Source organism: Mycobacterium sp. MUNTM1, assembly GCF_054660795.1.
Genome location: NZ_BAAGDE010000030.1, coordinates 1 through 10875, shown reverse-complemented (window position 1 = coordinate 10875; position 10875 = coordinate 1). Strand labels below are relative to the sequence as shown.

The 10875-nt window shown below is 61.6% G+C and carries 12 protein-coding genes; 6 read left to right on the top strand and 6 right to left on the bottom strand.

Annotated elements, in window-relative coordinates:
* Positions 1-35: 35 nt before the first annotated feature.
* The 3 genes from ACYQ8K_RS17645 to ACYQ8K_RS17635 form a co-directional block, all read right to left on the bottom strand.
* Positions 36-644, bottom strand: coding sequence for a nitroreductase family protein (locus ACYQ8K_RS17645; protein ID WP_459970943.1), 609 nt, complete (start codon positions 642-644; stop codon positions 36-38).
* Positions 641-1018: a hypothetical protein gene (locus ACYQ8K_RS17640; protein ID WP_459970942.1), complete on the bottom strand. Its 378-nt coding sequence runs from the start codon at positions 1016-1018 to the stop codon at positions 641-643. Before ACYQ8K_RS17640 ends, ACYQ8K_RS17645 begins: the two co-directional genes overlap by 4 nt.
* Positions 1019-1226: 208 nt before the next feature.
* On the bottom strand, positions 1227-2015 hold the full coding sequence (locus tag ACYQ8K_RS17635) for a 6-phosphofructokinase (RefSeq protein ID WP_459970940.1): 789 nt from the start codon (positions 2013-2015) through the stop codon (positions 1227-1229).
* A gap of 337 nt (positions 2016-2352) precedes the next feature.
* On the opposite strand from ACYQ8K_RS17635, the gene ACYQ8K_RS17630 reads away from it, so the two are divergent.
* A complete protein-coding gene (locus tag ACYQ8K_RS17630) occupies positions 2353-3273 on the top strand; it encodes a TIGR03619 family F420-dependent LLM class oxidoreductase (RefSeq protein WP_459970938.1) in 921 nt (306 codons plus the stop codon).
* A 9-nt stretch (positions 3274-3282) separates the two neighbouring features.
* Here ACYQ8K_RS17630 and ACYQ8K_RS17625 read toward each other — a convergent pair whose 3' ends face one another.
* Positions 3283-4464 carry a cytochrome P450 gene (locus tag ACYQ8K_RS17625; RefSeq protein WP_459970936.1) on the bottom strand — a complete coding sequence of 394 codons (1182 nt, stop codon included), beginning with the start codon at positions 4462-4464 and terminating at the stop codon, positions 3283-3285.
* Between the two features lie 154 nt (positions 4465-4618).
* Between ACYQ8K_RS17625 and ACYQ8K_RS17620 the strand changes: the two genes are divergently transcribed.
* Positions 4619-5209 carry a TetR family transcriptional regulator gene (locus ACYQ8K_RS17620; protein WP_459970934.1) on the top strand — a complete coding sequence of 197 codons (591 nt, stop codon included), beginning with the start codon at positions 4619-4621 and terminating at the stop codon, positions 5207-5209.
* Here the strand turns inward: ACYQ8K_RS17620 and ACYQ8K_RS17615 are convergent.
* A complete protein-coding gene (locus tag ACYQ8K_RS17615) occupies positions 5139-6221 on the bottom strand; it encodes a PEP/pyruvate-binding domain-containing protein (protein WP_459970932.1) in 1083 nt (360 codons plus the stop codon). The genes ACYQ8K_RS17620 and ACYQ8K_RS17615 overlap by 71 nt on opposite strands.
* Before the next feature lie 322 nt (positions 6222-6543).
* Here ACYQ8K_RS17615 and ACYQ8K_RS17610 point away from each other — a divergent pair, with 322 nt between their 5' ends.
* The 4 genes from ACYQ8K_RS17610 to ACYQ8K_RS17595 all read left to right on the top strand — a co-directional run bounded on the left by ACYQ8K_RS17610 (position 6544) and on the right by ACYQ8K_RS17595 (position 10071).
* Positions 6544-7407 carry an enoyl-CoA hydratase/isomerase family protein gene (locus tag ACYQ8K_RS17610; RefSeq protein WP_459970930.1) on the top strand — a complete coding sequence of 288 codons (864 nt, stop codon included), beginning with the start codon at positions 6544-6546 and terminating at the stop codon, positions 7405-7407.
* Between the two features lie 320 nt (positions 7408-7727).
* Positions 7728-8549, top strand: a complete 822-nt coding sequence (locus tag ACYQ8K_RS17605; protein ID WP_459970929.1) for a mycofactocin-coupled SDR family oxidoreductase — start codon at positions 7728-7730, stop codon at positions 8547-8549.
* A gap of 371 nt (positions 8550-8920) precedes the next feature.
* On the top strand, positions 8921-9586 hold the full coding sequence (locus tag ACYQ8K_RS17600; RefSeq protein WP_459970927.1) for a CAP domain-containing protein: 666 nt from the start codon (positions 8921-8923) through the stop codon (positions 9584-9586).
* Positions 9587-9744: 158 nt separating this feature from the next.
* Positions 9745-10071 carry a DUF732 domain-containing protein gene (locus ACYQ8K_RS17595; RefSeq protein ID WP_459971018.1) on the top strand — a complete coding sequence of 109 codons (327 nt, stop codon included), beginning with the start codon at positions 9745-9747 and terminating at the stop codon, positions 10069-10071.
* Between the two features lie 115 nt (positions 10072-10186).
* On the opposite strand, the gene ACYQ8K_RS17590 is transcribed toward ACYQ8K_RS17595, so the two are convergent.
* Complete coding sequence (locus ACYQ8K_RS17590; RefSeq protein ID WP_459970925.1) at positions 10187-10645, bottom strand: lipoprotein LpqH; 459 nt, start codon at positions 10643-10645, stop codon at positions 10187-10189.
* Positions 10646-10875: the final 230 nt, after the last annotated feature.

Here is a 10875-nt window from a genome sequence, read left to right as displayed (position 1 = left end):
CTCCTTTTTTCGCGTCGACTTCGGTGGCGCGCCCTTCACCACGCCTTTCCGTACTCCTCGCGATAAGTCACGGACGTTGCCGGGCGCCGGCGCGGCGCAGAGAGCCGACGCGCAGGAATTCCGAGATAGACTGCCGCCATCGGCATCACAGTCGCGGGAAGATTGGTCAGCTCACGCACCTGCTCGACGCCGAAGGTGGTCAGTCCGGTCGTCAGGCAGGCGCCGTAGCCCAAATCGGCGGCTGTCAGAAGGAAATTCTGCGCTGCTGGATAAATCGATGATCCCGCATAGATTTCGGGGACACGGTCATTGTCGGCACCGATGACCACCACGACCGGCGCGGCCGCGAATCCCCCGTGGGCCATGCCGTATTCGAAATCAGCGACGAGGAGCTTGTCGTTGACGCGCTGCTTCACAAAGTCGCCGCCCCCGGCGTTCCACGTCTCTGACCACCATGCCGCCAAGGCCGCACGCGTCCGTTGCTCGCGAACCACCACGAACACCCACGGCTGCGAATTCTCCGCACTTGGCGCGTGCACCGCAGCTTCAAGCATCGTCTCGATGTCGGCGTCAGAGACCACGCCGGCGGGATCAAAACGCCTGCAGGCGCGTTGGCGGCGAATGATCTCGCCGAGCTCGCTCACGCAGATTCCCTAACTGCCGCGCGTTGGGACTTGCCGCGAGGGATCCAGCCGGTTAAGGAGATGGTGGTCAGGTCGAGAGTCTCGCCCAGGGTTAAGCGTCCTGCGATCACGCGGGCCAGAAATTCCTGCATCACCTCGTTGGGATCTCTGTCCAGCTCGTAGATCACCATGTACCGGTGCGTCGGTGGTGGAAGCGTGGCCGGCAGGTCCTTGTCATCGGGCACCGTAACTTCCGACACTTCATACCGCTGTGCGGCAACGACTCCGGGTACGTTGAGCACCTGCGGTATGTGTGTGGTGTCGTACCACTCGTTGAAGCGGTCGTCCTCACCGGTGATCGGATTGGTCAGCACCACGAATACATTGTCGGCCACGTCTACGCGCGCTCCCTCTGCTCATCCCAACGCCTGGTATCGTGAACGACACACTATGACAGTGGACTGTCACAGTCAACGCGGTTCAGTCGGTGATGCCACCGGAAGCCGCCACGCAGCATCGGCGCCGCCGCGGAGAACCGGCCGGTGATCAGCCCAGCCGATGGTGTAGGCGCGGGCAGGTTCGATCACGCCATACGGCAAGCCGTCAGCCATGGACACCCGCATCGACCTCGATTTCCACACCACCAATCGAAGCCGTGAACTTCTCCCCGTCGCGCGCAACGACAGCGGGCCCGGGTATGCGATCAACCGAAACATGCTCGAGTCCTTGATCGTCGATTACGTAGGCATCCTCGAGGGTGACGCGGCCATCGCGGGTCCAGTAGCGGCTGAACCCGAAACCACATCCGGACGGCATGACGCCGCTGGCAATGACATGGCCGCGCCAGTCGCGCGGTGTGTCGGCGCCGCGGGGGCCCCGCGAGTGATCACGCCATACGTGACCGTTGAATGCGATCAGGTCGGAGTCAACAATGAGGTGCCCGTGTGCGTGGGCAAGCTGCTCGTAGTGTTCACGCGCCCAACTCTGCTCGGCCATTGCCGCGCCGGTGTCAGTGGCTGGCACGGCCTCGGCATCCCACACCGGTGTCACTGCTCTGACACGCAGATCGAGGTGCACTCGGGACTTCGGGTCATCTGTGAGCGCGCCGGTGCGCGTCGCATCGTAGGACGATCTGCAAGCAGAAGCCTTCAAAATTGAAGGCCATTCGACGAACGGCTCGACGCATTCGAACGCCAGGTTGGCCCCCGCCGGGCGGCACGACGGTGCGGTGCGGTGATAGGCCCACATGCTGAGCACGCCCCGATCGGCCGGCAGACCGATCAGAACGCGGTCCTCACACAATTCCCAGACGTTGGCGACAGTGCCGAGGTGCAGCCACATTCCAATGTCATTGACCAGATCGTAGGGGTGAACAACTGGTTTTCCGTCCACCCCGCTACGTCGGGACCGCTGCTCAACACTGCCTCCCGGGACGGGGGCAATCCCGAACTCAAATCGGCCGAGGTCATTGCCCGTCCTTTCTCATGCTCACCGAAGGTATAAGCGCACATCGTGTCGGAGCCGACACCGGCGACCGTCCGAGCGGGATCGTGCATTCCGCAATCAGCTGACTCCCGCCATCTGCTACCACCCATCGAAGTTAGCCGCCGCGGACGCCGGCATCGCATTGACGTGTGTCAGTCTACTGCCATAGTCTCACCGAGGAATTGACACTCAGGCGGTCCGAGACGTGGCTACTGGGCGGGCCGCACACCGAAAGGGCCGCCGCATGAAATTCGCCGTCGTCTTACCCAACTGCATGCACGTTGCCGCCGTCACCCAGGAGTGGGAATACGAGCTGTCGGGTAAAGACATCGCGACAGTGGCACAGACTGCTGAGCGACTGGGCTTTTCGACCCTGTTCCTGCCGGAACACTTCATCACCCCTAAGGCACACGTGGACCTATCCGGGAACCACTACTTCGATGCCACGACGGCTCAGGCCTTCATCGCCGGCGCCACGTCCACCATCACCATCGGATCGATGGTAACGATTCTGCCGCTGCACAATCCGGTGATCGCCGCGAAATCCCTTGCAACACTTGATTGGCTCAGCAATGGCCGCGCCCAGATGACGATCGGAGTTGGGTGGCTGCAAGAGGAGTACCGCGCTTTGGGGGTACCTTTCAACAAGCGCGGTCGAATCGCAGACGAGTCGCTCGAGGCGATGTTTGAGTTATGGCACGCTGACGAGCCCGAGTTCGGCGGCGAGTTTGTGAAGTTCTCCGACATTGTCTTCGGACCAAAGCCGGTCAGCAAGCCGCACCCGACCCTTTGGATGGGTGGGGATGCGGACGCGGTCCTGCGCCGAGCCGCAAGGTTCGGCGATGGCTGGGCGCCTTGGCTGACCAAACCTCAAGAGCTGCCGCAAAAGATGGAGTACCTTCGCGCCCAACCAGGGTTCGACGGCAGGCCATTCTCGTTGTTCTACAGTCTTGCCGTGTTGTCGATCGGCCAAGAACACGCAATCGTCGATGACAAAGAGGCCCAGTTCGGCCAAAACACCCAGCAGGTCATCGATAAGTGCGGCATGCTGGCCGAACTCGGGGTCACCGAGACATGGGTGAATCCACCGCCTCTCAACGACTTCGAGGCCTATCTCGATCATATGCGCTGGGTGGCTGACGAAGTCATGCCGAAGGTCGGCTGAGCGATCGGACTAGTCGAAGACCAGGGGCACCGCATCGAGACCCAGCGTTCCGGCCGGCCACGGTACCGCCGGAACGGCGCCGTCGGCCAACCGGTAGTCCGGTATCCGGCGGTGCCACTCTTCGAGAATGATGCGCAGCTCCAACCTGGCCAGATGCGACCCTAGACAACGGTGCGGACCGCGACCAAAAGCAAAGTGCGGCGGCCGCTTGTCGGTGTGGACGTTGTCGGCGTCCGGATACGACTCGGGATCGCGGTTCGCGCACCCATAGCTGATCAACACATCGGTGTCCTTAGACAGCTTGACGCCGGCGACTTCAACGTCTCCGGTGACCACACGCGGCGCAAAGGGCACCGGTGGGTCCACGCGAAGTTGCTCTTCTATGAAAAACGGGATGCGCGATGGGTCATCGATGAGCGCATGGCGCAGCGCGGTGTCCTGGGCTAGCCGCGTGAACGAGAACCCCAAGGCAGCGGTCACCGTGTCGAGCCCGGCGAGCACGAAAAGGAAACACAGGCCCAGGATTTCGTCATCAGTCATCCCGCCTTCGTCGTGGAGCGTGATGAGCTGCGACAGCAGGTCCTCATCCTCGGGATTGGCCCGGCGCTCGGCGATATGCTCACTCAAGTGGGTGAAAAGCTCCAATGCATGCTGCATGACTTCCGGTGTCGGCTCCGGGCTGGCGGGGTCAGTGAAAGCAAGGATGGATTCCTTCCATTGCACCAGCCGGTCACGGTCGGCCAGGGGCAGCCCGAACAGGGTCAAGAAGACTTGTGAAGGAAAGGGAGTAGCCAGATCTCCCACAAACTCACACTTGCCTCGTGCCTTGATCGCGTCGATCAATTCACCAGCTTGGCAGCGAAGTTCTTGCTCTCGCTCAGCCATTCGACGGGGACTGAAGAATGGATCGAGCAACCGTCGGAATCGGGTGTGGTCGGGCGGATCGATGGCGATCGGCACGATTGGAACCGGGCTTCCGAGCCGGTCGAAAGCCCTAGCCGACGAAAACACTTCTGGTCGTTTGGCAGCAAAGTCGACGGATTCAGCGCTGGTCATGACGACCTCACGGCGGCCTTGTACCACCGCGCCACGTTCCCGCAGCTCGCGCCACGCACGGGTGCGATCGACGGGAAACGGAAGGTCATCGATGCTGAAATCAGCGTTGGATACCTGTTGGGCCGCCTGACTCATTGCACACGAACCTCTCTGTTGGATCAACTATGACAGTCTTCTGTCATAGTTGGCGTTAGTATCGTCTCGAGCGGGCACTGGTGTCAACGATGCCCCCGTTCGGTCGGTGCGGCTCTACGTTCGTCGCAGCCGACGAAGACAAGGAGGAACGCCGATGGTTAGAGGCGACCGTTCACCGCGAGACGAACACGCAGCGCGAACGCGCAACAGGCTGCTAGAAACCGCCATGAGCCTGTTTAGCGCCCAAGGCTACGACCACACGACGACCGACGAGATCGCCGAAGCGGCCGGGGTCTCGCCACGAACGTTCTTTCGGTATTTCCCGACGAAGGAATCGGTGCTGTTCTCTGGTGAGTATGACTTCGTCGCGTCGTTCAGCGGCGTGTACCGGGCTCAGGACGAGGCGTTGTCGGACTACCAGGCGGTGGCCGAGTCGTTCGCGCTACTTGCGCCGGGCCTCAAGCGAATCCGCCAGCGCATCGCCCAATATCACGATGCGGTGGAATCGTCGCTCACGCTGCTGGGGCGGGAACGGCGCAACCACGACGACAACATCGCCACAATTGCCGCTGTGGTGGCGCAGCGACGCGGCCTGCCCGAGCCTGACGAGGAATGCCTCCTGCTCGCATCGGTCAGCATGCTGCTGCTGCAGCGAGCAATGGAGCGATGGCTTCTCACGCGAGGCGCGGGCCTCGATGATCTGATCCGCCAAGAATTCTCAGCACTACCAGCTCTGCTGCGCTGATGGCCAAACGGCTGCCCTGGCGCGCGGACGAGGCCGTCCGTTCAGGACAGTACATCGCGATCTTCGCGGACCGCCGATCGCACTTCACCTCGAGTCCAGAGACTAGGACCGCCGCGTGCGCCGATCGCTTGGCCGCCCGCGTCTGCAGTAGCCACAATTTGCCTCGCTCGACCGTGAATTCGATGTCCCGCAAGCCGGTATGCAGGCGTTCAAGCTGGCGCGCCGCACGTATCAGCTCGGGATGAACGTCGGGCAAGCGTTCGGCGAGCGCCGAGATAGGCTCGACGTCGGTAGTCCCAGACACGACGTTTTCGCCTTGCCTACAGCGCAGCCATTCACCAAACGGTGTCTCGGCACCGGTTCGCGGATCACGGGAGAACAGGACCCCGGTTCCGGAGTCGGTGTCATAGTTGCCGAAGACCGTGGCTTGAACGACGACACCAGTTCCTGCGATGTCGTCGAGACCGCGATGACGACGGTAGGTGACGGCGCGTTCTTTCCGCCAAGACCTAAACACCTCTTCGATCGCCTCACGTAGCTGGCGCTCCGGGTCATCGGGGATCGGACCTGATTCGTCGGCGAGCACGATGGTTCGATACATGCGGCAGAAGCGATCCCGGACGTCGGCAGCAAAGCGCGGCGAGAATTCCTTAGCCAACGACTTTTCTACGGAGTCATCGATGCCGAGGTTGAGCTCGGTGTCCAGCATGCCGGGCATCGACTGCGCGGCCCCGCTACGCGCGCTCACCAGCAGGGGATGTGGTCCTGCACCGAACGTGCGTGATGTTTCAGACTCGAGCCAACACATGCCGGCGCGGATGTCAGGCCAAATTTCGTCAATGGTGGCGGCGGAATCGGAGAACCAGCGCGCGCAGACGGCGGTGGTCAGACAGAATGCCGGAGCCACCGGCAGCCCTATGCGACGTATCGCATTGATGCCAAAGGCCTTTGCGCCCAGAACATCTGCTGTTTGATCACTGTGGCCGTCCAGCACGATGACGTCGGCACCCAAGGTGTCGAATCGCGATCCGGCGACCTAGGCCTAGCAGCGTCGCGCGCATCCAGTGGAATGGAGTCATCGCCGCGGCGCGGGTATGTTGTCGCGCCAACCCCGGAGTTGCTGCTGCTTTTTTCGGCCCAAGTCGTTACCACAATGACGCATTGAGGTCTCACCCGTCTCAGATATTCATGGAAGCCGTTATTGCGCAGACTCGTTGGTAAAGCGCGTTCTGCGATCGCCGATAGCACAGTGTTGACAATATGACAGCCTACTGACATATTGTCAGCGTTCCGATCCGCGCAGGCGCCATCAGCGCCGTGACACCGGAGTTGTGATGACTCGAGACGTGACTGCCGAAACAGACATCGTGGGGGATGGGTCGCCAAACGGGACCCCGAGACCGCCAGACGGGGACTGGTTGGGCACGCCGTATCTGGCATTCCAGCGCGCGGGCGCCTTCGCGGTATTGACACTCGATCGCCCCGCAGCACGAAACGCCATGACCCCTGCGATGTATTTCGGCATCCGCTATGCAATCTCGCGGGTGAATGCCGACGCGAATCTGGCCGGCTTGTTGATCACTGGGACCGGCGACGTATTCGCCCCCGGCGGGGACCTCGGTCAACGCGCTGAGGACAATTGGATGGACTTCGCTTCCACGATGGGCATGGATGTCACCCCTTTCGACACCCTGCGCCAGTCCGCCAAACCTGTCGTTGCCGCCGTGAACGGGCTGGCTCAGGGCGGAGGACTCCAAATTGCCATTTGCAGCGACGTGGCGGTCGTCAGTGAACGCGCGACGTTTCGCGTGCCCGAGCTTTATCGAGGCATAGCCGACACCTACTACAGCCACATGCTCGCCCGGCTGATCGGCCCGGTACGCACACGCGATTTAATGCTGACTGGGCGCACGTTGTCCGCCCAGGAGGCGGCCGACTGGGGCTTGGTCGCTCGAGTGGTGCCCCACGATGAATTGATGGCCCAAGCCCGCGAAGTTCTTGTGCACTGCTGTCGAACCGCGCCGCACGCACGCGCACTGGTGAAAGCCAGCTTGGATAACTACATGGGGCTCTACGACCGGATTGGGATGAAAGTCAGCCTGGATGGCTCAGAGGCTCGCGAAGGATTTCTGGCGTTTAAGGAAAGGCGTTCACCTGATTGGGTCCACCCTGACCTGCGGACCCAAGGTCGTCTCTAAAGAAATAAATAGGCATCTATATAGCTATTTTATTTTCGCCCGGTTAGAGTGAGCTTCGCTAGCAGCAATCGCGGCGAGCCGCTGACCGGACGGCGTTGGGTTGGGCAGCGAGATTTGCCATCAGGCAGACGCTTTGCGGGCGGAGTCGGCATGCCTCACAACGCGCCTGTGCTCGGATTGGGAGCCTAGGATTGACCGCCTTCATTCCAATGGGTCTTTGGGGTCGCATCGGGCGGTCACGTCGGATCACCTGCCGCAGTGCGGCGCGACACGATGCTGGCCAGACGAGTCGGGAATGCAGGTCAAGTTAAGGAGGCAGCATGGGTTCGATGGACGGACGCGTCGCGTTCATCACGGGTGCAGGTAAAGGGCAGGGCCGCTCGCATGCAGTGCGGTTGGCAGAAGAGGGCGCCGACATCGTCGGTGTCGATATTTGTCGACAGCTCGATGGCGTGCTTTATCCGCTGGCGACACCGGAGGACCTTGACGAGACCGCTCGCCTGGTAGAGAAGACCGGGCGACGAATGCTGGCCCGGCACGCCGATGTGAGGGATCGAAAGGCATTGCAGGAGGCATTCGACGGCGGTGTAGCAGAATTCGGCTACATCGACACCATCGTCGCGAACGCCGGGGTCCTTCTTAACCGCGTCGATGAGCCCGATCCCGTTGCCGCCTGGGAGCTCGGGATCGGCGTGATGCTTACCGGGGTGTGGAACACGCTGCAGATCGCAAGTGCGCACATGATCGAGTCAGAGCGCGGTGGCGCCATGGTCGTTACGAGTTCGATGGCCGGGCTCAAGGCGCTCACCGACGGAAGCGGCGGTGCAGATTCCTACGCAGCGGCCAAGATCGGCGTCACCGGCTTGGTACGCGCGTACGCACAGCGCCTTGCGCACAAGAACATCCGCGTCATGGCGATCGCGCCGACCGGCGTCAACACCACGATGATCGTGGAGAACCCAGGCCTGTTTGAAGTCATCGCTAAACACGAACATCTCGCCAAGGCAATGACCAACGCGCTGCCCGTCACAATTATCGAACCGGTGGACGTGTCCGAGACGGTGCTGTTCCTAGTCTCCGACGCCGGTCGGTATTACACCGGCACGACACTCATGCTCGATGCCGGCATGAACATGACTTAGCACCTCGCGGCCACAATCTGACACAGCGGTGCGACGCCGCGGCGCGTTGGCGCCAATGTGGCTATCCAGTCGCCCATGCCGATGCGGAAGATTGCACCGGTCGGTCGCCTGCTGCCGTCGGCTATCGATATAACCATCTATCTATTTTGATCAGCTAAAACACTGGACGATTCAGCCGCCACGTAGGTAACCTACACCCATGTCGAGCGCAGCGTGGCCAGCTCTTGACTAATCTTCTTGCGATCCGAGATGCGCCATGCGTCGAGCGGCGAGTAGTCCAAAGATGCAGATCGGCAATGATATTCGTCGCCTAACGCTACGCGTCGTGTCCAGTTCTCGCGCCGTCTGGCGGCTCAAAGGAGGAGTTGCACATGCAGCACGGTCTGCCGCGCCTGCCCGCCTTAGTGGTTGTTATCGGGGGCGCACTGATGGGGATCCCCGCCGCGCACGCAGATAACGACAACAACACGCTGATACCGAACAACAAGCGGCTCAACGATGGCGTTGTCGCCAACGTCTTCACCGTGCAACACCAGGCGGGGTGCGGAAACGATGTGAGGATTAACCCGCAATTGCAGCTCGCTGCGCAGCGGCACACTGAAGATGTGCTGAACAACCGTGCTCTCGATGGTGACGTGGGCTCGGATGGATCCACCCCACAGGATCGCGCTGGCGCGGCGGGCTTTCACGGTCCGGTGGCAGAAACAGTGGCGATCAACCAGTCGATCGCGATCAGCGGCAACGACTTGATCAACCGGTGGTATCACGACCCGGCCGACTTCACGATAATGTCCAACTGCGCCAACAGCCAGATGGGGGTTTGGTCGCTGAACAGTCCGGATCGCACCGTCGTGGTGGCGGTTTACGGCCAGCCGCAAGGAACTCCGGGACATCCGCCCGCGAGCACTGAAGGCCAGAACATTCCGATGGATCCCACTCCTGACTACGACGCCAGCGACGAACTCGAGTTCGGCATCAACTGGCTGCCCTGGATTCTGCGAGGAGTCTATCCACCGCCGGGCAACCCGCCGCAGTAGCTGGCTGACTGGGCGGCCACGAGCGCAAACGTGCAGTCATCGAGCGATCCAGGCACCGCGCGAGCCTGACACCACGCCAACCAACTAAATGTATTACTTTATGTCCCTAGCCCGGTCTTCGAGGAAGCAATGTGAACCGTTTAGGTCAAATCGGCTGGATGGTTGCCGCGATCGGTGCAGTCGCCGTAGCGAGCGCTTCGATCGCGAGCGCCGATGACCCGGCTTACCTGCTCAACGTCACGGTTCGGCCCGGGTATCACTTCGCCAATGCCGACCAGGCCCTGGCCTACGGGCACGGCATCTGCCAGAAGATCGCCGCAGGTGAAGGCTATGCCAGCATCGTGGGCGACATCAAAACGGATTTGAGCACCTCTGACGAATACCAGGCGACATATCTGATATCACAGGCGGCCCAGGAGCTGTGCCCGAACCTGATCTGGCAACTGAGAAACTCGGCGACCAATTACCTTCCGTCGCCGGCCTGAGTGCGGATCCCGGCGGTTTTAGGCTGGCCCCGTCCGTGACCAAGGCATGTCCGACCGATGTTTGGCTCCAACCGATGTGGGTCGCAGGCCGAGCGCCGCAGCTCGCACCGGCCTCCTAACACGCAACCTGCATCGTGAAGGTGTCCACCGTTCTCAAGGCTGGATCGTTCTGATTGAAGCCCTCGGCGCTGCCGCGAATAATGTAGGTATAACCGTTCATCGTTGTCTGCGCCGCGCCTTGAATCCCTTGCGCGTAACTGCCTGTGAACCCAGCCAGACCGTGGAAGGTCACCGACTTCGCGGTGAGTGCTTTTTCGTTGGAGACAGAGGCTTTCGCGCCAGAGGTATCGTCACCGGCCGTGATCATGGTCAGTGACCCGATCGGCAGGCACTGCACCGCGTGAGTCTCCGGCAGCGCTTGGTTGTTGATCATCACTCGAGCCGTTCCAGGCGGCAGCGTTTCCGGTGAGGGTGCCGCGCGCGTCCCCGTCGAGCATGCGCCGACACTGGCAGTTACCAGTACCACTGCGAGCGCATTGCGAAACCCGTTGTCCAACAGCGGATACCGATTCACCGAGTCGCCTTCCAATTCACGCCACGTAGCTGGCCAAACACCGCAGCAGCCCGGGTTGCTGAGCGAGGCACAGATCAGTTGGTCGAGACAACGGTATCCAATTTGTGCTGGTTGCCACCAGACATCCGCGATAAATATCCGACGACAGGCTGATGCGGGCGAGCGGGCGGGGATCGGCGCTCCGGGAGCATACTTCGCAGACCGGGCTGGTTGGCGCGTTGCACGCAGGG